The sequence below is a fragment of the Pseudomonas sp. JE3303 genome (genome assembly GCF_056312565.1).
On sequence record NZ_JBWGIF010000015.1, the window covers coordinates 106,539 to 128,364 of the forward strand.

Genomic DNA, 21,826 nt, shown 5'->3' on the forward strand with positions numbered 1-21,826 from the left:
CCCGCTCCGCCCGCCCGGCGGAGCCGTCAATACACTGCGTTAGAGAAGACCATGAACAAGCTGGCCGAGATGGTGCAAGCAGAGTTGCTCGATGCCATCGAGAACGACGACCTGGTCCTGCCGACCCTGCCGGAAGTCGCACTGAGCATTCGCGAGGCCGCCGAGAACAGCGAGATCAGCGTCGGCGCCCTGAGCAAGGTCATCGGTCGTGACGCCGCCTTGTCCGCGCGCTTGATCAAGGTGGTCAACAGCCCGCTGCTGCGCGCTTCTGTCGAAGTCACCGAACTGCATACTGCGATCACCCGCCTGGGGATCAACTACAGCTGCAACCTGGCGATCGGACTGGTGATCGAGCAGATCTTCCATGCCCGCTCCCCGGCGGTCGAGCAAAAATTGCGGGACATCTGGACCAACAGCCTGGAAGTGGCGGGCATCAGTTACGAAATCAGCCGTCGATACACCCGCCTCAAGCCCGATCAGGCTGCGCTGGGGGGCCTGGTGCACCAGATCGGCGCCCTCCCGGTGCTCATCTATGCCGAAGAACACAACGAACTGCTCGCCGACCCGGTGTGCCTGCATCATGTCATCGAACAGATCCAGCCTGTTCTGGGCGACAAGATCCTCAAGTCCTGGGAGTTTCCCGAGCAGTTCACGCACCTGCCAAGCCAGGTTCAGGACCGCGAGAGGCGAACCGACCGCATGGACTACATCGACATCGTGCAGCTCGCCTGCGCCCTGACCAGCAAGAACCGCGAGCATTCGTTCACCGACCTGCCGGCCTACCGCCATCTGAACCTGCCCCAAGGCACCGAGTTGCAGGCGGCCGACGTGCTGGTCGCCCGAGGCATGCTGCGTTAGTCCGGGTCGGCGATAAAACTGACCCGTACTCTCAGGCCGCCACCCTCAGCGTCATGCAGGCTGATCTGCGCCAGGTGTGCCCGGCAGATCTCCCCGACGATGGCCAGCCCCAGGCCGGTGCCCTGCGCACTGCGCCGATAGAAGCGCTCGAACACCCGCTCGCGCTCCTGCTCGGGAATCCCCGGCCCGTCGTCCTCGACTTCCAGTACTGCGGGAGCGAGTACTCGTAGAATCACATTGCCGCCCTTGGGCGTGTGCGCCAGGGCGTTGTCCACCAGGTTGCTGAGCAGTTCGTTGAGCAAGGTGGGCTCGCCCTTGAGCCAGACCGGCGCCTCGGCCTCCAGGGCCAGGGCCACGCCGTGGGCATGGGCCAGGGGCGCCATGGCAAGGCCCAGTTCGCGTGCCAGCTGGGTGAGGTCGAGACGTTGTGCCCCGCCTTCGGCAATGGCCCGCGCACCGTTCTCGACCCGCGCCAGCGACAGCAGCTGGTTGGCGAGATGCGTCAGGCGGTCGGTGCCCTGGGCCGCGGATTCCAGCGTCTGGCGCCACTCCTGCGGCTCGTGCGAACGCAGGCCTAGTTCAACCCGGGCCTTGAGCGCGGCCAGGGGTGTGCGCAGCTCATGCGCCGCGTCGGCGATAAATTGCGCCTGACGCTCGAACTGTTCGCGCAGGCGTTCGGTGAAATGGTTGAGGGCGCGCACCAGCGGCCTCAGCTCATGCTGCACTTGCACCAACGGCAAGGCGCGCAGGTCATCCGGCTGGCGCTCTTCCACGGCCGTGCGCAGCCGCTCCAGCGGCCGCAGCGCGGCGCTGACGGCGAACCACACCAGCAGCAACGCCCCCAGCGCCAGCATGCCCAGCCGTAGAAGGGTATCGCCCATGAGGCTGCGGGCCATGCGCACGCGGGCTTCTTCGGTCTCGGCTACGCGAATCTCGGCCATGCCGTTCATGTTCGGCTCGCTCACCGGCTTGAGCAGGCTGACCACGCGCACGTCCTGGCCCTGGTAGCTGGCATTGTAGAAGCGCGCCAAGGCTGGATAGTCGTCGGTACGCGGGGTGCCAGGCGGCGGCGCCGGGAGGTTTTCGTAGCCGGAAATCAGCCGCTCGTGGATGTCATTGACCTGGTAGTAGATACGCCCGGCGCTGTCATAGGCGAAAGTATCGAGCGCAACGTAGGGCACATCGGCGCTCAAGGTGCCGTCACGCTGCGACAGCCCGGCGGCGATGGTCCGCGCCGACGCCAGGAGCGTGCGGTCGTAGGCGGTGTCGGCGGCCTCCCGGCCATTCCAGTAGGCACTCAGCCCGCTGGCCAGCATCAGCATCACCAGCAGCAGCGCCAGGTTCCACAACAGGCGCCCGCGAAGGCTGCCCTCGTCACGCATCGCGATGCTCGAGCAGGTAGCCGAGCCCCCGGAAGGTCACGATCGCCACCTGCTGCCCGTCGAGTTTCTTGCGCAGACGATGAATGTAGATCTCGATGGCATCGGGGCTGGCCTCTTCGTCCAGGCCGAACACCTGGGCTGCCAGCTGCTCCTTGCTCATGACTCGGCCCGGGCGCGCGATCAGCGCTTCAAGCACGCTCTGCTCGCGCGAGGTGAGGGTCAGCAGATCATCGCCCAGGCTGAAGCGCCGGGTATCGAGGTCGTAGACCAGCGGGCCGCAGCGCTGCTGGCGTTCGCCGCCCAGCACACTGCGGCGCAGCAGAGCCTTGACCCGCGCCTCGAGTTCGGTCAGTTCGAAAGGCTTGGCCAGGTAGTCATCGGCGCCCAGGTTCAAGCCATGGACCCGGTCCTTGACGTCGCTGCGCGCGGTCAGCATCAGCACCGGCAGGGTCTTGCCGCGCGCCCGCAGGCGCGCCAGCACTTCAAAGCCGTCCATGCGCGGTAAGCCCACGTCGAGCACGGCAACCGCGTACTCCTCGCTGGCCAGCGCCAGGTCGGCGGCGACGCCGTCATGCAGCACATCGACGGTCAGGCCGGTGCTCTTCAAGGCCTGGGCAACGCTTTCGGCCAGTTGCAGATGGTCTTCGACCAGCAGCACACGCATCGATTTCTCCCGCTCGGGTCAGGGTCTGTGGCGCGGAGTGTACCCCCGTCGGGCGACCTGTGAAGCCCTTTGCAACAATCCTTTCACATTGAAAGGTTAGCGAAAGGTTCGTTACCTAGCATTTCGCTACGGCCCCGTAGTGGGCCGAACAAGCACCAGAAAGGTGCAGACCCATAAAAACAATAAACGGAGTCACCCGACGATGCTGTCACTGCAGCCTCAGGCGCACGCGCCTATCCGACGCTTGCCTACCCGCCCCTCCGCCATCGCCAGCGCGCTCGCCCTTGCCGGTGTCGCCCCGCTGAGCCAGGCCGCCTTCATCGAAGACAGCAGCGCCACCTTCGAAACCCGCAACATGTACTTCAACCGTGATTTCCGCGACGGCACCAGCAGCCAGCAGTCCAAGCGCGATGAGTGGGCACAGGGTTTCATGCTCAACCTGGAATCCGGCTACACCGACGGCACCGTGGGCTTTGGCCTCGATGCGCTGGGCATGCTGGGAGTCAAGCTCGACTCGAGCCCCGACCGCACCGGTACCGGCCTGCTGCCGACGCACGATGATGGCCGCGCCGCCGACGAATACTCCAAGCTCGGCCTGACCGGCAAGGTGAAGATTTCCAACACCGAGCTCAAGATCGGCACCCTGATCCCGGAGCTGCCGACCCTGCAGCCCAATGACGGGCGCATCCTGCCCCAGACCTTCGAAGGCGGCTTGTTGACCTCCCGCGAGATCCGCAACCTGACCTTCACTGGCGGGCGCCTCGAAAAAGCCAAGGACCGCGACGACACCAACAAGGAAGACATCGCGCTCAACAACAAGAACAGCCGCTTCCTGGGTACCGTGGCCGGCGAGCACTACGACCTGGCCGGCCTGGACTACAAGTTCAGCGACCGCCTCACCGGCAGCTACCACTTCGCCCAGCTCGACGAAGTCTACCGCCAGCACTTCGTCGGCCTGGTCGCCAGCCAGCCGTGGGGTCCAGGTACCTTTGGCGCCGACCTGCGCCTGTCGGTCAGCGACGATCAGGGTCAGGCGCGTGGCGGCAAGATCGACAACACCGCCGCCAACGGCATGTTCAGCTACGCCTTGAGCGGCCACAAGCTGAGTTTCGCCTACCAGCACCTGTCGGGCGACAGCGCCTTTCCCTACATCGACGGCTCCGACCCCTATCTGGTCAACTTCGTACAGATCAATGATTTTGCCGGCGCCGACGAGCGCTCATGGCAAGCGCGCTACGACTACAACTTTGCCGCTCTCGGCATTCCTGGCCTGACCTTCATGACCCGCTACCTCAGCGGCGACAACGTCAGCCTGGCCAATGGCGGCGAGGGCAAGGAGTGGGAGCGCAATACCGAGTTCAAGTACGTGGTACAAAGCGGCGCGCTGAAAAACGTCGCCGTGCGCCTGCGCAACGCCACCTTCCGCTCGAACTTTGCCCGCGACGCCGACGAAGTGCGGCTGCTGGTGAGCTACAGCGTGGCCCTCTGGTAACCAATAACAACAATGTACGGAGATAGACGATGACTTTTTCACTGCGCCGCCTCGTCCTCGCAACCGGCTGCCTGCTGCTGGCCGGCAACGCCCTCGCTGCCGAACCAAAGCGTCCTGAATGTATCGCCCCCGCTTCCCCCGGCGGCGGTTTCGACCTGACCTGCAAGCTGGTACAGAGCGCGCTGGTCAACGAGAAGATCCTCAGCAAGCCCATGCGTGTCACCTACATGCCCGGCGGTGTCGGTGCAGTGGCCTACAACGCCGTGGTCGCTCAGCGCCCAGGCGATGCCGGCACGCTGGTGGCCTGGTCGAGCGGTTCGCTGTTGAACCTGGCCCAGGGCAAGTTCGGACGCTTCGACGAAAATGCCGTGCGCTGGCTGGCTGCGGTCGGCACCAGCTATGGCGCCATCGCCGTGAAGAAGGACTCACCCTACCAGAACCTGGCCGACCTGGTCGCCGCGCTGAAGAAGGACCCGAGCAAAGTGGTGATCGGCTCCGGCGGCACCGTCGGCAGCCAGGACTGGATGCAGACTGCACTGATCGCCAAGGCCGCCGGCATCAACCCTCGTGACCTGCGCTACGTGGCGCTTGAAGGCGGCGGCGAGATCGCCACTGCGCTGCTGGGTGGGCACATCCAGGTCGGCAGTACCGACATTTCCGACTCCATGCCGCACATCCAGAGTGGCGACATGCGCATCCTCGCGGTGTTCTCGGAGAATCGCCTGGACGAGGCCGGGATGAAGGACATCCCCACCGCCAAGGAACAGGGCTACGACATTGTCTGGCCGGTGGTACGCGGTTTCTACCTGGGGCCGAAGGTCAGCGACGAGGACTACGCCTGGTGGAAAGCTTCGTTCGACAAGCTGCTGACTTCCGAAGAGTTCGCCAAGCTGCGTGACCAGCGCGAGCTGTTCCCCTTCGCCATGACCGGTGAAGAGCTGGACACCTACGTGAAGAAACAGGTCGCGGACTACAAGACGCTGGCCAAGGAATTCGGGCTGATTCAGTAAGCCTGCTGAAACCTCTGACTTCACCTGATCTCGAGAACGACGCTGGACCTGTGGGAGCTGGCTTGCCAGCGAATCGATGGCACAGACACCGCATTCATGTCGGCAGTCTGCATCGGCTCTTTCGCTGGCAAGCCAGCTCCCACAGGTACGGCGCCGTCTCGAGGAGCAGTGTTCAAAAGCCTGCCTCACCACGAGGATTTCACCATGATCCTGCAACGCATCTTCGCCCTGATCCTGCTGGCCGTCTGCGCGGCCCTGGCGGTCATGGCCTGGCCCTACCAGGCCGCATTTTCCTATGAACCGGTAGGCCCTCGCGCCTACCCCCTGCTGATGCTTGGCCTCATGGGCCTGGCGCTGCTTTACCTGGCGTTCCGTCCGACCCCCATCGTGCAAAAGGACGACGAGCCCGAGCTCGACCGCGAAACCCTGACCAAGATCGGCCTCTGCGTGGCCTTGCTGCTGGTGTTCGCCGCGACCTTCGAGTCGCTTGGCTTCATCGTCAGCAGCATCCTGATCGGCGTACCCATGGCGCGCCTCTACGGTGGACGCTGGCTGCACAGCACGATCATCGTGATCGGCATGAGCCTGTTCCTCTACTGGCTGTTCGACCGCGTGATGGATGTACCCCTGCCCCTCGGCCTGCTTGATGTTCTGGAGAACTGACACATGGATACCTTGAGCTACCTGGGCCAGGGCTTCGGCGTCGCCCTCACCCCCTACAACCTGGTCACCGCCCTGAGCGGCACGTTGATCGGGACCGTGGTCGGCCTGCTGCCAGGCCTGGGTCCGATCAATGGCGTGGCGCTGCTGATTCCCATTGCCTTCGCCCTCGGCCTGCCACCGGAGTCGGCGCTGATCCTGCTGGCTGCGGTCTACCTGGGCTGCGAGTACGGCGGGCGAATCAGCTCGATCCTGCTCAACATCCCCGGCGAAGCTTCCACCGTGATGACCACCCTCGACGGCTACCCCATGGCCCGGCAAGGCCTGGCGGGCGTCGCTCTGTCCCTGTCGGCCTGGAGTTCGTTCATCGGCGCGTTCATCGCCACCTGCGGCATGGTGCTGTTCGCGCCGCTGCTGGCCAAATGGGCGATCGCCTTCGGCCCGGCCGAGTACTTCGTGCTGATGGTCTTCGCCATCATCTGCCTGGGCGGCATGGCGGGCGACAAGCCGTTGAAGACGTTTATCGCGGCGCTGATCGGGCTGTTCCTCTCCGCGGTCGGCATCGATGCGAACAGTGGGGTCTATCGCTTTACCGGCGACAGCGTGCACCTGGCCGACGGCATCCAGTTCGTCGTACTGGTGCTGGGCCTGTTCTCGATCAGCGAGATTCTGTTGCTGATCGAGAAAACCCATCACGGTCACCAGGCGGTCAAGGCCACCGGACGTATGCTGTTCAACGTGAAGGAAGCGGCCTCGGTGTTCGCGGTCAATATCCGCTGCGGCCTGCTTGGCTTCATCATGGGCGTGCTGCCCGGCGCGGGCGCGACCCTGGCCAGTGCCGTGGCGTACATGACCGAAAAACGCATCGCGGGCGCTTCGGGCACGTTCGGCAAGGGCGACAAGCGTGGCCTGGCCGCGCCTGAAACCGCCATTGGCGCCTCGTGCTGCGGCGCGCTCGTACCCATGCTGACCCTGGGCGTACCCGGCTCCGGCACCACCGCAGTGATGATCGGCGCGCTGACCCTGTACAACATCACCCCAGGCCCGATGCTGTTCCAACAGCAGCCCGACATCGTCTGGGGCCTGATCGCCTCGCTGTTCGTCGCGAACATCATGCTGGTGATCCTGAACATCCCGATGATCCGCATCTTCACCCGCATCCTTGCCGTGCCGAACTGGGCGCTGGTGCCGGTGATCGCGATCATCACCGGGATCGGTGTCTACGCAGTCCACGCAACCACCTTCGACCTGTTCCTGATGGTCGGCATCGGCATCATGGGCTACATCCTGCGCAAGCTGGACTTCCCGCTGTCGCCGATCCTGCTGGGGTTCATCCTCGGTGGCCTGATGGAGCAGAACCTGCGCCGTGCGCTGTCGATCTCCAACGGCGAGCTGGACATCCTCTGGGCCAGCCCGATCAGCATGTCCGTTTGGGCCCTGACGATCTGCATGCTGACCCTGCCGCTGCTGCGCATCTGGCGCCGCCGCGTGCAGCAACGCCGTGCCCTGGCCGATGTCTGACAGATTGCCTGCATTGTATTGGGCAACGGGGCTGGTCGGCCTGGCGGGCGGTTATCTCGCCAGCCAGGTCGGCTGGCCACTGCCGTGGATGGTCGGCTCGTTGCTGGCGATCATCGTCGTGCGCTGCCTGACGCCCTGGCAGCTCAGCGAAATTCCTGGTGGCCGCAAATGCGGCCAGTGGATCATCGGCATCGGTATCGGCCTGCACTTCACCCCAATGGTCATCGAGCAGGTCGGCAGCCACTTCGCCCTCATCTTCTTCGGCGCGCTGTTGACCAGCGTGTCCAGCGTCTTTGGCGTATGGCTGCTGCGGCGTACCGGGGAAGACCGCGCCACCGCGTTTTTCTCCAGCATGCCCGGCGGCTCGGGTGAGATGGTCAACCTGGGCGCGCGCAATGGCGCGGTGCTCAGCCAGGTCGCCGCGGCACAGAGCCTGCGGGTGCTGGCGGTAGTTCTGTGCGTACCGGCGATCTTCAAGTTTCTGCTGGGTGATGGCGTCTCGCTGAGCCACTCAGGGAGTGTCAGCTGGGGCTGGCTGGCGCTGATCGCTCCGCTGGCGGTGCTCTGCGCCTTGCTCTGGCAGCGCCTGCGTCAACCGAACCCGTGGCTGTTCGGGCCGCTGCTGGTAGCGGCCGGTATCAGCCTGACGGGCAACCTGCAGATCGCCTTGCCCGATGGCGCCAGCCAGATCGGCCAATGGTTGATCGGCAGCGGACTGGCCTGCCACTTCAACCGTGCGTTCTTCCGCCGGGCCCCGTCATTTCTTGGCCGGACATTGGTTGCGACGGCCTTGAGCATGCTGATTGCCGCGAGCGCCGCCTGGGTGCTGAGCAGCCTGACCGGACTGGATCTGCGCTCGCTGACCTTGGGCATGATGCCCGGCGGCATCGCCGAGATGAGCCTGACCGCCGAAACGCTGGAGCTGTCGGTGCCGCTGGTCACCGCGATGCAGGTCATGCGGTTGCTGTTCGTCCTGTTTCTCGCGGAGCCGTTGTTCAGGTACTGGAACCGGGTACCCAGTAGCGGCGCCCCCGACAAGGATCAGGCCGACTCCGGCAATTCCCACTGAACCGGGGCCAGCCCGCGCTGCTCGAGAAACCGGTTGGCCTGGCTGAAATGCCCGCACCCCAGGAACCCGCGATACGCTGACAGCGGCGACGGATGCACCGACTTCAGAATCAGGTGCTTCGTCCCGTCGATCAGCTTCTGCTTGCTCTGAGCATGCGAACCCCACAGCAGGAACACCACATCCGAGCGCTGCTCGCTGATCACCTGGATGATCCGGTCGGTAAAGAATTGCCAGCCCTTGTTGGCGTGGGACGCAGCATTGGCCCGTTCGACGGTCATGGTGGTGTTGAGCAGCAGCACACCCTGGTCTGCCCAGCTTTGCAGGCAGCCATGGCGAGCGATGGGAATGTTGAGGTCGCGCTGCATTTCCTTGTAGATATTGACCAGCGACGGCGGCGTGGCGATGCCCGGCTGCACCGAGAAGCACAGCCCATGGGCCTGGCCTGGCCCGTGGTATGGATCCTGACCAAGAATCACCACCTTGACCTGGTCGAGCGGGGTGGAATTGAGCGCGTTGAATATCAGCGGTCCGGGCGGATAGATTTCCTTGCCGGCTGCGTGTTCCTGGCGCAGGAAATCCCGCAGCTGTTGCATGTAGGGCTGCTCGAACTGGTCGCGCAGCGCGGCCTTCCAGCTCGGTTCGAGTTTGATGCGATCGTCGTCAGTCATGGGGTCGTCCGTAAACAATGGGCGCGACACTAGGAAAGCTGCCGAGCGTTGTCAATCGATCCGACCGACGACCGGCATGATCGGCATGGCAGGCCATACTTGTGCGGATAACGTCAGTGAGGTTATCCATGTCTATCGATTGCGAAGTACTGACAGGTGTCGATGGCGCACGAATCGGCATCGCCACCCTGAATTCACCCAAGGCGCTGAACGCCTTGACCCTGCCGATGATCGAAGTGCTCGACGAACAGCTGCAGGCGTGGGCAAGTGACCCTGGCATCGTCTGCGTGCTGCTGCGCGGCGCCGGCCCCAAGGCATTTTGCGCCGGGGGCGACGTGCGCGGACTGGCTCAGGCCTGCCTGGAGCACCGCGGCACGGTACCCGCGCTTGCAGCCACGTTCTTTGCCGCCGAATACCGTCTCGACTATCGCTTGCACACTTACCCCAAGCCTTTGCTGTGCTGGGGCCACGGCCATGTGCTCGGCGGCGGCATGGGCCTGCTGCAGGGTGCCAGTGTGCGCATTGTCACCCCCAGCAGCCGGCTGGCGATGCCCGAGATCAGCATCGGCCTGTACCCGGATGTTGGCGCCAGCTGGTTCCTCTCCCGCCTGCCCGGCAAGCTCGGGCTGTTTCTCGCCCTCACCGGCTCCCCCATCAACGCCCGCGATGCGCTCGACCTTGGCCTGGCGGACCGTTTTCTGGGCGAGCAGCAGCAGGAAGCGCTGGTCGAGGAACTGCTCCAGCTCAACTGGCAGGAGCAGACCCGCCTGCAACTCAACAGCCTGCTCAAGGCCGAGCAGCACCGCGCCTTCGCCGACCTGCCCGAGGCGCAATGGCTGCCTCGCCGTGCGGTGATCGACGAGCTGCTGGATGTGGCTGACCCCGTCGGCGCGTGGCGAGCGTTGTGCGGCCTGCGCCAGCATGACGACCCGCTGCTGGCCGAAGCCTGCGAGCGAGTGCACCAAGGCTGCCCGCTGACAGGTCGGCTGGTCTGGGAACAGGTCAACCGCGCCCGCCACCTGTCATTGGGCCAGGTGCTGCAGATGGAATATGCGATGAGCCTGAACTGCTGCCGTCATCCGGAGTTCAGCGAAGGCGTGCGCGCCCGCCTGATCGACAAGGACAACCAGCCACGCTGGCATTGGCCGGATATCGCGCAGGTGCCCGAAGCAGTGGTCGATGCGCACTTCAGTAAAGTGTGGGAAGGCCGCCATCCGCTGGCTGACCTTGGCTGACATCAGCGCTGCCAGTTGCGCCCGTCACGACGGCCATCGTGCGGCTGGCCGCGCATGCCACGGCCGTCTTGCTGGCGCCGATCATCCTGGTAGCGGCGGTCGTTGCGGTAGTCGTGGCGCTGACGGTCACGGTTGTAGTCGTAGCGCTGACGATCGCTGTTGTAGTGATGGTCGTAGCGCGGGTGGCCCTGCCAATTGCCCTGCACACCCGGCGGTGGGTACGGCTGGTAGCGCGGCACCGGTGCAGGCCGGTAGTAGCGGGCTGGCGGGCTGTAGTAGTAGCGTGGCTGTGGCGCTACGTAGTAGCCGCGGTTGTAGTAGCCCGGGCGGTAGTAGCGCTGTGAGTCGTAGCGATCAGCGGTGTAGTACTCGGTGCGGTAGTAACCGCTTCCTCCGTAGGGGACGCACGCAGTGGTGAGCAGGCCCAACAATGCAATCAACAGGATTCGGTAATACATGGCGGCCTCCCGGACCGCTTGCGTGCCTGGCCCAGCGGCGCTGGCAGGCGTCGACTGACAAGCGTTCATCGACATGGATTAAGACATCGACTGACTCGTGCAGTGCGGTTCACGCAACAAATTGAAACAAGGAGCTACATCCTGAGCACGCAAGTCTTTTCCAAGTCATGGCATTGAATGTCGACACGGACGCCTATGATTGGAAGATCATGCCGTCCCGCTTTCGCAATGCTCATTTATCCTGACCTGCTGATACCCCCAGATGAACGACACCCAGTTTTGCCCCGCCTGTGGCGCCCCCAACCAGTGCAGCCTGGCCGACCCCCGCACCGCCACACAGCCATGCTGGTGCTTTGGGGTAGACATCGATCCCGCAGTGCTCGAAGCGTTGCCAGGCGCGCTACGCGACAGGTCGTGCCTCTGCCCCCGCTGCGCGGCGGTCGATGAGCAACTGCGGGCAGCGAAAAACCGGCCGACCCGGTAGACTGCCTGCTCCGCCTGCCCGACCCAGATCTCCATGCGCCTCGACCGTTTTCTCGGCAACCTGCCCTGCTTCAACCGTCAGCAGATACGCCTGCTTCTGGTGCAACGTCGGGTGCGCGTCGATGGCCAGTCCGTGGCCGATCCGCGCCTCGAGGTTCGGCCTTTCAGCCGAATCGAAGTCGACGGTCAGGTGCTGCAGGCCGGGCGCCCGGCACGTTACCTGATGCTGCACAAGCCTGCGGGCTGCGTGAGCGCGACCCAGGACCCCCAGCACCCCACCGTGCTCGACCTGCTGCCCGCCGAATTGCGTGATGACCTGCATATCGCCGGCCGGCTGGACTACAACACCACCGGCCTGATGCTGCTGACCAACGACGGCCTGTGGTCCCGCCGTCTGACCCAGCCCAGCACCAAGCTGCCCAAGGTCTACCATGTCGAGACCGAGGACGAGATCGGCGCTCACTATGCCGAGAAGTTTCGTGAAGGGTTCTATTTCGCCTTCGAGGACCTCACCACCCTCCCCGCCGAACTGACACTGCTCGGCCCTCGTCAGGCACGCCTGACAATCGTTGAAGGGCGCTACCACCAAGTCAAACGAATGTTCGGCCATTTCGATAACAAGGTGATTGGATTGCATCGAGAAAGCATGGGGCCACTGGTGCTGGATCCGGCATTGGCGCCTGGCGCATTCCGGTCTCTGACGCCTGACGAAGCCGCGTCGGTCTGAAGTCCTTGCGGCCCCGCGTATGCTGGTATACCGCCTGACAACCGCCTGGCGGTTTTTTATTCCATATCTCCTCAACGGCACTTGCGAATTCCCGACCCTGCTGCTTGAATCCAACTCGTCAGTCCGCATGTGACTCCCCAGTCACAATCGCAGTCCAAGACGCCTTTCGCCGGTCAACCGATGCCCAGAAGCACCGGTGCACGGCGAATTGCCCGCGAATAACAAGACTCGTCGACCACGCTTCTCAGGGATCGACACTGGGCCCCCGTAGTACTTCAAGGCGTATGCCTACCTGTCATAAAGATCGTGCACCGTGGGTGACACGAACACCCTTTTTTTGCGCCAGGAGTCGATGACATGAGGCCAGAAATTGCAGTACTTGATCTACAAGGTCAGTATCGGGTTTATACGGAGTTCTACCGCGCGCAAGGCGCCGACAAGACCATCATTCTGGTCAACGGCTCGCTTGCCACCACCGCCTCGTTCGCTCAGACAATGCGCAGCCTGTATCCGCAGTTCAACGTCGTGCTCTATGACCAGCCCTACGCTGGCCAGTCCAAGCCGCACAACCGCCACGAACGCCTGCTGACCAAGGAGACCGAGGCGCAGGTCCTGCTTGAACTGATCGACCACTTTGGCGCCGACCACGTCATGTCCTTCTCCTGGGGCGGTGCCTGCACCATGCTGGCGCTGGCGCAGAAACCCCGGCAGGTGAAAAAGGCCGTGGTCAGCTCGTTCTCGCCGGTGCTCAATGCGCCGATGCGGGACTACCTGGAACGCGGTTCCCAGTACCTCGGTGCCTGCGATCGCTATCAGGTCGGCAATCTGGTCAACGACACCATCGGCAAGCACCTGCCCTCCCTGTACAAGCGTTTCAACTACCGGCATGTCAGCAGCCTGGACAGCCACGAGTACGCCCAGATGCACTTCCACATCAGTGAAGTGCTCAGCCAGGAGCTGACCCGCGCGCTCGGCAGCGCCGCCACCATCGACATCCCGGTGCTGTTCATCAACGGCGACCGCGACGAGTACACCACCGTCGAAGATGCCCGGCAGTTCAAGACCCACGTGCGCAACAGTCATTTCAGCGAGATCCGCGGTGCCGGCCACTTCCTTGACCTGGAACACAAGGCTGCCAGCGAAGACACGCGCAACGTACTGTTGGGCTTCCTCAAACCGACTGCCCGTGAAAACCGCCAGCGCAGTCATTACGTACAGGGTCATCATGCATTGGCCATCTGAGCGACCCGACGACCTGTAGCGCGCCTGCAAACAACGCCTACAGGCCGTCGAACGGCTTTTTTTTGCCACTCCGGACTTCTAATCGCCTGCTTGTTCTGGTACAAAGTCGAGCTGCAAAGCGGGTGTCGTATAATGGCATTACTCCAGCTTCCCAAGCTGATAACGAGGGTTCGATTCCCTTCACCCGCTCCACCACATTCCAACATGACGTTCCAGTGACGGCATGGTCAGCAAGAAGGAGCCCAGGGCTCCTTTTTTTCGTTTCTGGGATGCCTACAACGGCGGCGTGGTCAGCGACTCACCGTCCCGTGTCGGCATATTAATAGCCCAGGCTGTGCAGCAGCTCTGTCTCGCTGTGTTCGGCGGGCCGCCCGTAGTGGCGCAGCAATGCGCCTGCGCGGTTGGTGAAGATGCCGTCGACCCCGGCCGCCGTGGCCAGGGTGAAGTCTTCCGGCGCATCCAGTGTGTAGACATGCACGAGCAATCCGCGCTTTTGGGTGAGCCGGGTCATCCACGGCTGGATCAGGTTGGCATAGCTTTGCTCGCCTCCCCCGACGCGTGCCGCCGATGGCCCGGTGCCGACCGCCCCTCCATGCACGGCGGCGTCCAGCCAGCGGGTGAACTCGGCGTGGTCCCGTGGCTGCTGACGCGCGTAGAACGCCGCCTTGTCGCGCTCGCCGGATTCGGCGAAGGACTGGCCCGAAGCCGGCTCCATGGCCCCCTTGCCGACCCACAGCAGCAAGATCTTCGGCACCTGCGGCATGCTCCTGTGAAGCAGGCCTAGGCTGTTGCGGTCGAAGGTCTGCAACACCACCCTGCCCGGCCGGTCGAGCCAGCCGCGAGCATCGAGCCGGGCCTGGAGCTGGGCCTCGATGCCCGGGAACTGACCGGGCACCTTGGTCTCGATGTACAGGCCAGGATCACGCTTCGGATTGCCTTCGGCGATGTCGATCACCTCGTCCAGGGTGAGGATCTGCAATTTCTCGAACGACGCCCGCGCGCGGTCCGGGTACGCCTCGTTGAACCAGCTGCCGGCATCCAGGGCCTTGAGCTCGGCCAGGCTGAAGGCGCTGACAGGACTGTCGCGCCGCTCGGGATAGCGCTCGGCGACATCGCTGGTACGTACCAAGGTGTCATCGTGAACCGCGACCAGCACCCCGTCGCGGGTCCGCTGCAGGTCAAGTTCCAGATAATCGGCGCCCAGGTCGCGCGCCAGCAGGTAGGCCGGCGTAGTGGACTCCGGCGCGTCATGGGAGGCGCCACGGTGGGCGATCACCGCAGGGTCCGGAATCCCCAGGCCCAGGGCACGCGACTCAAGCTCCTCGGCGCTGGCCGTCGATGCCAGCAACAATGTGCCCATGGCCCAGTGGATGATGCTGTTCATTGCATTCCCTCCCCATCTTGTCCTGACCGCAAGCCTCGCACACTCTCCATGACATGCTAAAGTCGCGCCGTTTGCCTGCATACCGACGGATCCCCCAATGCCCCACGCAACCCTCGATGCCCACCTGTCCACCTGGACGGAGCTCAACGACCGCCACCCCTGCCGCGCCTTGCTGCTGGGCAATGGGGCCAGCCGCGCGGTGTGGAAGCCGTTTGGATACTTCTCGCTGTTCGAGCAGGCGCAGCAGGTACGCTCCCGGGCGTTGGGCAAGAGCGATCAGGCATTGTTCAAGGCGCTGGCCACCGAGCTGTTCGAGCCTGTATTGAGCATGCTCAATACCACGGTCCGCACCAACGCCGCGCTGGCGATCAGCTCGACGGCGCCGCTCAACCGCTACTACGCCATCAAGGAAGCGCTGATTCACGCCATGCGCAGCCTGCACGTTCCCTTTGCGCTGATGCCGAAGCCAACCCTGCAGGCCTTCAGCGACGAGCTGCGCAACTATGACCGCGTGTTCACCAGCAACTACGACCTGATCTGCCCTTGGGCGGTCGAGCATGCGCCCCAGGGCTTCGCGCGGTTGTTTGACGAGGAAGGGTTCTTTGACGTGCGCGCTACCGGCGATCAAGGCACACGCCTGCACTACCTGCACGGCGGCCTGCACCTGCTCAAGCAAGCCGACGGCACCACGCGCCAACGCAGCGCCGAAGGCAGCGAGCTGCTCGATGGTTTCGCGGTCAACACACCAGGCGACGTGCCGCTGTTCATCAATGAAAGCACCAGCGGCGACAAGCTGCGGGCGATCCGCAACTCCGATTACCTGTCGTGGTGCCTGGGCGAACTGGCCCGCGAGCGCGAAGGCCTGTGCGTGTTCGGCCAGCATCTGGGCAACGCCGACCAGCATCTGGCCGAAGCCATCCGCCAGGCTCGTCCGGCCCATCTGGCGATCGCCATCCGCCCGTTGGGCGAGGCCTCGATCATCAGCCAGAAGCAGCGCTACTTGGAGGCGTTCAGCGCGGCGCCCGAGCTGCCGCTGCACTTCTTCGATGCCAGTACGCATCCGCTGGGCGGACCTGGACGGGAAGTTACCGTGCCGCCCAACTACGGCAAGCGCCACTGATGACTTGAATCAGGCAGCTCGGTCACAGCGGCTCACGCCGCTATCAACCCGTCCGCGCGCAGCAACGTCTCCAGGCAGTGCTCTTTCACCCCGTAGAACGCCTTCAGCTGCTCGATCTTCTCCAGCAGTGCATCCACGTCGCCCGCCTGCTTGCGCTTCACTGCCAGGATCATCTTGTTCTTGTTGGTGTGCTCCAGCGAGATGAACTCGAACACCTTGGTCTCATACCCACAAGCCTCAAGATACAGCGCGCGCAGGCTGTCGGTGAGCATCTCAGCCTGCTGGCCCAGGTGCAGGCCGTATTGCAGCATGGGCTGCAGCAGGCCTGGGCTGGCCATCTGCGGGCGGATCTGCTTGTGGCAGCACGGCGAGCACATGATGATCGAGGCGCCGCAGCGGATGCCTGTGTGGATGGCGTAGTCGGTGGCCACATCGCACGCATGCAGGGCGATCATCACGTCGATGGCGTCAGGCACGACGCTGCGCACGTCGCCACACTCGAACACCAGCCCCGGCTGATCCAGCCGTGCGGCAGCAGCGTTGCACAGGTCGACCATGTCCTGGCGCAGCTCGACGCCGGTCACCTGGGCGTGGCGCGCCAGGCGGTCGGTGAGGTAGTCATGCATTGCGAAGGTCAGGTAGCCCTTGCCCGAGCCGAAGTCGGCCACCCGCAATGCCTTGTCGGCCGCGAGCGGCGCGCTGGACAGGGCGTGGTCGAAGACCTCGATGAACTTGTTGATCTGCTTCCACTTGCGCGACATGGACGGGATCAGTGCACCCTGGCGGTCGGTCACGCCCAGGTCGCGCAGGAACGGCCGGGCCAGTTCCAGGTAGCGCTTTTTCTCGCGGTCATGCTCGGCTGGCGCGGCCTCGCGAGGCTGCTGCGCGCCATGGCGCTGCAGCATCGGCTTGCCCTTCTTGGTGAAATTGAGCTGCACTTCCTCGTCCTGGCTGAACAGGTGCGCATTGCGAAAGCTCGCCGGCAGCAGCTCATCCACGAGGGCGCGGGCCTGTTCCAGCGGCAGGTTGCGGGTGATGTCGCGGGTCTGGTGACGGTAGACCAGCGACAGGCACGCCTGGCCCTTGACCAGCAGGGGCTTGGCGATGATGCGCTGCAAGGTTTCGTCGGCGCCCACTGGGCGGGCCAGCACTAGCTTGACCAGGGTATTTTCCAACAGGCTGGCGTCCAGCAGGTCGAGAAACTGGGCACGCGCATCCGGCGCGGTTGAAGCGGAGGGTGTGGCGGACATCGGGAATGAGTGCCTCAAGGTGCGGAGGGCGCGCTGGGCGCAATGCCGGGCATTTTACGTTGATGCCCGGCCTGCGCACAGGATTTCTCGATGGGCGTGGCTCAGTCGAGGATCACCAGACGGTTGGGCAACTCGTTGCGCGGGTGGGTCAGCGGCACGTGGGCGCTGAGCACTTTGCCACAGGCTTCGATGCAGGTGATGAAGCCCTGCAGCGTCTCGCCCTGGCGAACCTGCGCGGTAAATCGCCCAACGATGCTCGCCCAGACCTCATTGTCCAGGCGCTGCGCGATGCCGTCATCGACCAGGATTTCCACATAGCGCTCGGCCTCGCTGACGAAGATCAGCACTCCCGTGGCGCCTTCGGTGTGGTGCAGGTTCTGTTCGAGAAACTGCCGCCGTGCCAGGTTCGACGCGCGCCAGTGCCGCACCGAGCGCGGGATCAGCCGGGTGGTCAGGCGCGGCAGGCGAAACACCAGGCACAACGCGATGAAGGTCAGCCACTGGGTCATCAGCAGCTCGTTGATGGTCAGCCAGCCGAGCGCGAAATGCAGCAGGCCCGGCACCACCAGGGCCACCAGGCTGGCCCAGAGCAAGGGGATGTAGGCGTAGTCGTCGGCGCGCCGGGCCAGCACCGTGACGATTTCCGCGTCGGTGTGCTGTTCGACCCGGGCTATTGCCTCGGCTACCTGGCGCTGTTCGTATTCCTTGAGCAAAGTCATGCCATCGGTATCTCGTTGAATGTTGTTCTACCAGCCACCGGATGACCCGCCGCCGCCGAAGCTGCCGCCGCCACCACCGAAGCCACCCCCTCCACCGCCGCCGCCGAAACCGCCGAAGCCACCGCCCAGGGCGCCGCCCAACGCAGCGCCAAGACCGCCGCCACGCCCGCCCCGGCCGCGTCCGCCGCCTGAACCAAAGCCCGACATGATCAGCACGACGAAGACCAGCATCACCAGCAGCGCGAAGATGGCCGAGCCGCGGGTGCCCTCCCGCTCGGGGCGTTCCTGCAGCGGCTCGCCGCCGAGCACATGGAGCATCGCGCTGACGCCCGCGATAATGCCCTCGCTGTACGCTCCGCGACGAAACGAGGGAGTGATCACACTGTTGATGATCACCGAGGACTGGGCATCGGTCAGCCGGTCTTCCAGGCCGTACCCGACTTCGATGCGCAGGCGCCGCTCGCTGGGCACGACGATAAGTAACGCGCCGTTGTCCTTGCCCTTCTGGCCGATGCCCCAGTGCCGGCCCAGCTGGTAGCCATAATCCTCGATCGGCAGGCCCTGCAGACCGGGCAGCGTCACTACCACGACCTGCTCGCCGGTGGACTGCTCGTGGGCGGCAAGCATCTGCTCGAGCTGCTGGGCGCTGGCGGGGTCGATGAGATGGGCGTTGTCCACCACCCGCCCGGTCAGCGCTGGGAAAGTCGGCGCGGCCTGCGCCAGACCGCTGACCAGCAGCAACGCCAGCCAGCAGGTGGCGATCAGCGCACGCATCAGAATTTCACTTCAGGCGCTTTGTCGGCGTTCTCGCTGGTGGCCTCGAAGCTTTCGCGCACGTTCAGGTCGCTGTACATCACCTTGTGCCAGATGCTGCCGGGGAAAGTGCGGATCTCGGTGTTGTATTTCTGCACGGCGGCAATGAAGTCACGGCGAGCCACGGCGATGCGATTCTCGGTGCCCTCGAGCTGCGACTGCAGCGCCAGGAAGTTCTGGTTCGACTTGAGGTCCGGGTAGCGCTCCGACACCACCATCAAACGGCTCAATGCCCCGCTCAGCTGGCCCTGGGCCTGCTGGAACTGCTGCAGCTTCTGCGGATCGTCCAGCGTGCTGGCATCGACCTGGATCGAGGTGGCCTTGGCCCGCGCCTCGATCACCGCGGTGAGGGTCTCCTGCTCCTGGCGGGCATAGCCCTTGACCGTCTCGACCAGGTTGGGGATCAGGTCGGCACGGCGCTGGTACTGGTTCTGCACCTGGCCCCAGGCTGCCTTGACCTGCTCATCGTTCTGCGGAATGTTGTTGATCCCGCAACCGGCCAACGCACTGGCAAACGCCAGCAGCAACCACACCCGTACCGACCTAGCTTGAATGACCTGCATGTTCTGCATACTCCCTGGTTCTGATCGCAAACACGTATATGAGGCATAATCCGCCGCAGCCGCTGGATAGGCCACGCCGTATCAGCTAAAAGATGCCCCAGCCAATTTCATAATTACAATCGCCTACCTGCTTCGGTCTGCGCGTGTCCCTGTGGATACGACCAGGCCCCAGAGAAAAGAATCCATGAACAAACTGTGTTTGCTGGGCCTCGTCATCGGCCTGGCCAGTCAGACGGCCATGGCCGCCCCCTCCGCCCCGCCCCTGCAGGACAAACAGGCGTTCATCGATCATCTGCTCACCGAGATGACCGTCGATGAGAAGATCGGCCAGTTGCGCCTGATCAGCATAGGCCCGGAAATGCCCCGCGAGATGATCCGCAAGGAAATCGCCGCAGGCCGTATCGGCGGCACCTTCAATTCGATCACCCGCGACGAGAACCGGCCAATGCAGGACGCTGCCCAGCGCAGCCGCCTGAAAATCCCGATGTTCTTCGCCTACGACGTGATCCACGGGCACCGTACCATCTTCCCGATCAGCCTGGGCCTGGCCTCCAGCTGGGACATGGACGCAATCGCCAAGGTCGGCCGCACCTCGGCCATCGAAGCCGCCGCCGACAGCATCGACATGACCTTCGCGCCCATGGTCGACATCGCCCGTGACCCGCGCTGGGGCCGTACCAGCGAGGGTTTTGGCGAGGACACCTACCTGACCTCGCGTATTTCGAGGGTGATGGTCGAGTCGTTCCAGGGCACGCGCCCGGCCAACGCCGACAGCATCATGGCCATCGTCAAGCACTTCGCCCTGTACGGCGCGGTGGAAGGCGGACGCGACTACAACACGGTCGATATGAGCGGCCCGAAAATGTACAACGACTACCTGCCGCCCTACCGCGCGGGTATCGACGCCGGCGCGGGCGGCGTGATGGTGGCGCTCAACTCGATCAACGGCGTGCCGGCCACGTCCAACACCTGGCTGATGCATGACCTGCTGCGCAAGGACTGGGGTTTCAAGGGCGTGACCATCAGCGACCACGGCGCGATCCAGGAACTGATCCGCCACGGTGTCGCCCGTGATGGCCGCGAGGCCGCCAAGCTGGCGATCAAGGCCGGCATCGACATGAGCATGAACGACTCGCTGTACGGCGAAGAGCTGCCAGGCCTGCTCAAGTCGGGCGAGGTAAGCCAGGCCGAGCTGGACAATGCCGTGCGCGAGGTGCTCGGCGCCAAGTACGACATGGGCCTGTTCGAAGATCCGTACAGGCGTATCGGCAAGGCCGAGGACGACCCGAAGGACACCTACGCCGACCAGCGCCTGCACCGTGAGGCGGCCCGCGACGTGGCGCGCCGCAGCCTGGTGCTGCTCGAAAACCGTAACCAGGCCCTGCCGCTGCGCAAGAACGCCACCGTTGCCCTGGTCGGCCCGCTGGCGGACGCGCCCATCGACATGATGGGCAGCTGGGCCGCCGCCGGCCGGCCGCAGCATTCGATCACCGTGCGCGAAGGCATGCGCCGCGCGATTGGCGAGCAAGGCAAGCTGATCTACGCCAAGGGCGCCAACGTCACCCATGACAAGGCCATTGTGGACTACCTCAACTTCCTCAACTTCGACGCCCCCGAGATCATCGACGATGCACGTCCTGCCGCGGTGATGATCGACGAGGCGGTCAAGGCAGCGAAGCAGTCCGATGTAGTGGTGGCAGTGGTCGGCGAGTCGCGTGGCATGTCCCACGAGTCGTCGAGCCGTACCACCCTCGAGATTCCCGCCAGCCAGCGCGAGCTGATCAAGGCGCTGAAGGCCACCGGCAAGCCACTGGTGCTGGTGCTGATGAACGGCCGTCCGTTGTCGTTGGCCTGGGAACGCGAGCAGGCGGACGCCATCCTGGAAACCTGGTTCAGTGGCACCGAAGGCGGCAATGCCATCGCCGACGTGCTGTTCGGCGACTACAACCCCTCGGGCAAGCTGGCGATCACCTTCCCACGCTCGGTCGGGCAGATCCCCATGTACTACAACCACCTGAGCATCGGCCGCCCCTTCACCCCAGGCAAGCCGGGCAACTACACCTCGCAGTACTTCGAGGAGCCCAATGGCCCGCTCTATCCGTTCGGCTATGGCTTGAGCTACAGCGATTTCAGCCTGACGGACCTGACCCTGTCCAAGACTGCCATCAAGCGTGGCGAGACGGTGCAGGCGCAGGTCACTGTGAAAAACACCAGCAAGCGTGCCGGCGAGACCGTGGTGCAGCTGTACCTGCAGGACGTGACCGCGTCGGCAAGCCGCCCGATCAAGGAGCTCAAGGGCTTCCAGAAGCTGATGCTCAAGGCCGGTGAGACCCGCACCGTGACCTTCAGGATCAGCGAGGATGACCTCAAGTACTACAACGGCCAGCTGCAATGGGCTGCCGAGCCTGGCCAGTTCAAGGTGCAGGTCGGCCTGGACTCCCAGGCAGTACAGCAGCAGAGCTTCGAGCTGCTGTAGATTCCATGACCAGCGCCGCTCCAGCAACGGGG

Annotated in this window: 21 protein-coding genes and 1 tRNA gene; 13 read left to right on the top strand and 9 right to left on the bottom strand. The window is 64.2% G+C overall.

The features are described from left to right. The first annotated feature begins 51 nt into the window (after positions 1-51). Positions 52-858 (top strand): HDOD domain-containing protein, encoded by an 807-nt coding sequence (locus tag AC0ZZU_RS20895; protein WP_476343192.1) that lies wholly within the window; start codon positions 52-54, stop codon positions 856-858. On the opposite strand, the gene AC0ZZU_RS20900 is transcribed toward AC0ZZU_RS20895, so the two are convergent. Together AC0ZZU_RS20900 and AC0ZZU_RS20905 are read right to left on the bottom strand one after the other, a co-directional pair. Next, positions 855-2,240, bottom strand: a complete 1,386-nt coding sequence (locus AC0ZZU_RS20900; RefSeq protein WP_476343193.1) for a sensor histidine kinase — start codon at positions 2,238-2,240, stop codon at positions 855-857. The two genes, AC0ZZU_RS20895 and AC0ZZU_RS20900, sit on opposite strands and share 4 nt — an antisense overlap. Beyond that, positions 2,233-2,904: a response regulator gene (locus AC0ZZU_RS20905; protein ID WP_476343194.1), complete on the bottom strand. Its 672-nt coding sequence runs from the start codon at positions 2,902-2,904 to the stop codon at positions 2,233-2,235. The genes AC0ZZU_RS20900 and AC0ZZU_RS20905 overlap by 8 nt, the downstream gene beginning before the upstream one ends. A 202-nt stretch (positions 2,905-3,106) precedes the next feature. Between AC0ZZU_RS20905 and AC0ZZU_RS20910 the strand changes: the two genes are divergently transcribed. The 5 genes from AC0ZZU_RS20910 to AC0ZZU_RS20930 all read left to right on the top strand — a co-directional run bounded on the left by AC0ZZU_RS20910 (position 3,107) and on the right by AC0ZZU_RS20930 (position 8,656). Next, positions 3,107-4,396, top strand: a complete 1,290-nt coding sequence (locus tag AC0ZZU_RS20910) for an OprD family porin (protein WP_476343195.1) — start codon at positions 3,107-3,109, stop codon at positions 4,394-4,396. Between the two features lie 29 nt (positions 4,397-4,425). Next, positions 4,426-5,406, top strand: coding sequence for a Bug family tripartite tricarboxylate transporter substrate binding protein (locus AC0ZZU_RS20915; protein ID WP_476343196.1), 981 nt, complete (start codon positions 4,426-4,428; stop codon positions 5,404-5,406). 204 nt (positions 5,407-5,610) lie between these two features. Then, positions 5,611-6,069: a tripartite tricarboxylate transporter TctB family protein gene (locus AC0ZZU_RS20920; protein ID WP_476343197.1), complete on the top strand. Its 459-nt coding sequence runs from the start codon at positions 5,611-5,613 to the stop codon at positions 6,067-6,069. Between the two features lie 3 nt (positions 6,070-6,072). After that, positions 6,073-7,587, top strand: a complete 1,515-nt coding sequence (locus AC0ZZU_RS20925) for a tripartite tricarboxylate transporter permease (RefSeq protein WP_476343198.1) — start codon at positions 6,073-6,075, stop codon at positions 7,585-7,587. Continuing rightward, complete coding sequence (locus AC0ZZU_RS20930) at positions 7,580-8,656, top strand: AbrB family transcriptional regulator (protein WP_476343199.1); 1,077 nt, start codon at positions 7,580-7,582, stop codon at positions 8,654-8,656. Before AC0ZZU_RS20925 ends, AC0ZZU_RS20930 begins: the two co-directional genes overlap by 8 nt. Here the strand turns inward: AC0ZZU_RS20930 and ung are convergent. After that, positions 8,629-9,324: a uracil-DNA glycosylase gene (gene ung, locus AC0ZZU_RS20935; protein ID WP_476343200.1), complete on the bottom strand. Its 696-nt coding sequence runs from the start codon at positions 9,322-9,324 to the stop codon at positions 8,629-8,631. The genes AC0ZZU_RS20930 and ung overlap by 28 nt on opposite strands. Positions 9,325-9,452: 128 nt before the next feature. On the opposite strand from ung, the gene AC0ZZU_RS20940 reads away from it, so the two are divergent. Beyond that, positions 9,453-10,559: an enoyl-CoA hydratase/isomerase family protein gene (locus AC0ZZU_RS20940; protein WP_476343201.1), complete on the top strand. Its 1,107-nt coding sequence runs from the start codon at positions 9,453-9,455 to the stop codon at positions 10,557-10,559. A 2-nt stretch (positions 10,560-10,561) separates the two neighbouring features. Here the strand turns inward: AC0ZZU_RS20940 and AC0ZZU_RS20945 are convergent, their stop codons facing one another. Continuing rightward, the gene (locus AC0ZZU_RS20945) at positions 10,562-11,017 is read right to left on the bottom strand and encodes a hypothetical protein (RefSeq protein WP_476343202.1); all 456 of its coding nucleotides are present in this window, start codon (positions 11,015-11,017) and stop codon (positions 10,562-10,564) included. A gap of 262 nt (positions 11,018-11,279) precedes the next feature. Here AC0ZZU_RS20945 and AC0ZZU_RS20950 point away from each other — a divergent pair, with 262 nt between their 5' ends. The 4 genes from AC0ZZU_RS20950 to AC0ZZU_RS20965 all read left to right on the top strand — a co-directional run bounded on the left by AC0ZZU_RS20950 (position 11,280) and on the right by AC0ZZU_RS20965 (position 13,661). Beyond that, entirely contained in the window at positions 11,280-11,501 is a 222-nt protein-coding gene (locus AC0ZZU_RS20950) for a cysteine-rich CWC family protein (RefSeq protein ID WP_476343203.1), read from the top strand. 33 nt (positions 11,502-11,534) lie between these two features. Next, positions 11,535-12,227 carry a pseudouridine synthase gene (locus AC0ZZU_RS20955; RefSeq protein ID WP_476343204.1) on the top strand — a complete coding sequence of 231 codons (693 nt, stop codon included), beginning with the start codon at positions 11,535-11,537 and terminating at the stop codon, positions 12,225-12,227. 357 nt (positions 12,228-12,584) lie between these two features. After that, positions 12,585-13,469 (top strand): alpha/beta fold hydrolase, encoded by an 885-nt coding sequence (locus AC0ZZU_RS20960; RefSeq protein ID WP_476343205.1) that lies wholly within the window; start codon positions 12,585-12,587, stop codon positions 13,467-13,469. Positions 13,470-13,587: 118 nt separating this feature from the next. Then, positions 13,588-13,661, top strand: a tRNA-Gly gene (locus tag AC0ZZU_RS20965). Between the two features lie 127 nt (positions 13,662-13,788). Here AC0ZZU_RS20965 and AC0ZZU_RS20970 read toward each other — a convergent pair. Next, positions 13,789-14,853: a glycerophosphodiester phosphodiesterase gene (locus tag AC0ZZU_RS20970; RefSeq protein WP_476343206.1), complete on the bottom strand. Its 1,065-nt coding sequence runs from the start codon at positions 14,851-14,853 to the stop codon at positions 13,789-13,791. Positions 14,854-14,950: 97 nt separating this feature from the next. On the opposite strand from AC0ZZU_RS20970, the gene AC0ZZU_RS20975 reads away from it, so the two are divergent. After that, positions 14,951-15,973, top strand: a complete 1,023-nt coding sequence (locus AC0ZZU_RS20975; protein ID WP_476343207.1) for a DUF4917 family protein — start codon at positions 14,951-14,953, stop codon at positions 15,971-15,973. A gap of 32 nt (positions 15,974-16,005) precedes the next feature. On the opposite strand, the gene AC0ZZU_RS20980 is transcribed toward AC0ZZU_RS20975, so the two are convergent. The 4 genes from AC0ZZU_RS20980 to AC0ZZU_RS20995 all read right to left on the bottom strand — a co-directional run bounded on the left by AC0ZZU_RS20980 (position 16,006) and on the right by AC0ZZU_RS20995 (position 19,318). Further along, entirely contained in the window at positions 16,006-17,223 is a 1,218-nt protein-coding gene (locus AC0ZZU_RS20980) for a class I SAM-dependent methyltransferase (RefSeq protein ID WP_476343208.1), read from the bottom strand. A gap of 101 nt (positions 17,224-17,324) precedes the next feature. Further along, complete coding sequence (locus AC0ZZU_RS20985) at positions 17,325-17,942, bottom strand: TPM domain-containing protein (RefSeq protein WP_476343209.1); 618 nt, start codon at positions 17,940-17,942, stop codon at positions 17,325-17,327. Positions 17,943-17,969: 27 nt separating this feature from the next. Then, a complete protein-coding gene (locus tag AC0ZZU_RS20990) occupies positions 17,970-18,716 on the bottom strand; it encodes a TPM domain-containing protein (protein ID WP_476343210.1) in 747 nt (248 codons plus the stop codon). Further along, positions 18,716-19,318 (bottom strand): LemA family protein, encoded by a 603-nt coding sequence (locus tag AC0ZZU_RS20995; RefSeq protein ID WP_476343211.1) that lies wholly within the window; start codon positions 19,316-19,318, stop codon positions 18,716-18,718. Before AC0ZZU_RS20995 ends, AC0ZZU_RS20990 begins: the two co-directional genes overlap by 1 nt. A gap of 184 nt (positions 19,319-19,502) precedes the next feature. Here AC0ZZU_RS20995 and bglX point away from each other — a divergent pair, with 184 nt between their 5' ends. Further along, the gene (bglX, locus tag AC0ZZU_RS21000; protein ID WP_476343212.1) at positions 19,503-21,794 is read left to right on the top strand and encodes a beta-glucosidase BglX; all 2,292 of its coding nucleotides are present in this window, start codon (positions 19,503-19,505) and stop codon (positions 21,792-21,794) included. Positions 21,795-21,826 lie beyond the last annotated feature (32 nt).

Bases quoted from the DNA above. Each gene is read 5' to 3' on its own strand.
- AC0ZZU_RS20895 (WP_476343192.1), top strand. From the start codon at position 52: ATGAACAAGCTGGCCGAGATGGTGCAAGCAGAGTTGCTCGATGCCATC.
- AC0ZZU_RS20900 (WP_476343193.1), bottom strand. From the start codon at position 2,240: ATGCGTGACGAGGGCAGCCTTCGCGGGCGCCTGTTGTGGAACCTGGCG.
- AC0ZZU_RS20905 (WP_476343194.1), bottom strand. From the start codon at position 2,904: ATGCGTGTGCTGCTGGTCGAAGACCATCTGCAACTGGCCGAAAGCGTT.
- AC0ZZU_RS20910 (WP_476343195.1), top strand. From the start codon at position 3,107: ATGCTGTCACTGCAGCCTCAGGCGCACGCGCCTATCCGACGCTTGCCT.
- AC0ZZU_RS20915 (WP_476343196.1), top strand. From the start codon at position 4,426: ATGACTTTTTCACTGCGCCGCCTCGTCCTCGCAACCGGCTGCCTGCTG.
- AC0ZZU_RS20920 (WP_476343197.1), top strand. From the start codon at position 5,611: ATGATCCTGCAACGCATCTTCGCCCTGATCCTGCTGGCCGTCTGCGCG.
- AC0ZZU_RS20925 (WP_476343198.1), top strand. From the start codon at position 6,073: ATGGATACCTTGAGCTACCTGGGCCAGGGCTTCGGCGTCGCCCTCACC.
- AC0ZZU_RS20930 (WP_476343199.1), top strand. From the start codon at position 7,580: ATGTCTGACAGATTGCCTGCATTGTATTGGGCAACGGGGCTGGTCGGC.
- ung (WP_476343200.1), bottom strand. From the start codon at position 9,324: ATGACTGACGACGATCGCATCAAACTCGAACCGAGCTGGAAGGCCGCG.
- AC0ZZU_RS20940 (WP_476343201.1), top strand. From the start codon at position 9,453: ATGTCTATCGATTGCGAAGTACTGACAGGTGTCGATGGCGCACGAATC.
- AC0ZZU_RS20945 (WP_476343202.1), bottom strand. From the start codon at position 11,017: ATGTATTACCGAATCCTGTTGATTGCATTGTTGGGCCTGCTCACCACT.
- AC0ZZU_RS20950 (WP_476343203.1), top strand. From the start codon at position 11,280: ATGAACGACACCCAGTTTTGCCCCGCCTGTGGCGCCCCCAACCAGTGC.
- AC0ZZU_RS20955 (WP_476343204.1), top strand. From the start codon at position 11,535: ATGCGCCTCGACCGTTTTCTCGGCAACCTGCCCTGCTTCAACCGTCAG.
- AC0ZZU_RS20960 (WP_476343205.1), top strand. From the start codon at position 12,585: ATGAGGCCAGAAATTGCAGTACTTGATCTACAAGGTCAGTATCGGGTT.
- AC0ZZU_RS20970 (WP_476343206.1), bottom strand. From the start codon at position 14,853: ATGAACAGCATCATCCACTGGGCCATGGGCACATTGTTGCTGGCATCG.
- AC0ZZU_RS20975 (WP_476343207.1), top strand. From the start codon at position 14,951: ATGCCCCACGCAACCCTCGATGCCCACCTGTCCACCTGGACGGAGCTC.
- AC0ZZU_RS20980 (WP_476343208.1), bottom strand. From the start codon at position 17,223: ATGTCCGCCACACCCTCCGCTTCAACCGCGCCGGATGCGCGTGCCCAG.
- AC0ZZU_RS20985 (WP_476343209.1), bottom strand. From the start codon at position 17,942: ATGACTTTGCTCAAGGAATACGAACAGCGCCAGGTAGCCGAGGCAATA.
- AC0ZZU_RS20990 (WP_476343210.1), bottom strand. From the start codon at position 18,716: ATGCGTGCGCTGATCGCCACCTGCTGGCTGGCGTTGCTGCTGGTCAGC.
- AC0ZZU_RS20995 (WP_476343211.1), bottom strand. From the start codon at position 19,318: ATGCAGGTCATTCAAGCTAGGTCGGTACGGGTGTGGTTGCTGCTGGCG.
- bglX (WP_476343212.1), top strand. From the start codon at position 19,503: ATGAACAAACTGTGTTTGCTGGGCCTCGTCATCGGCCTGGCCAGTCAG.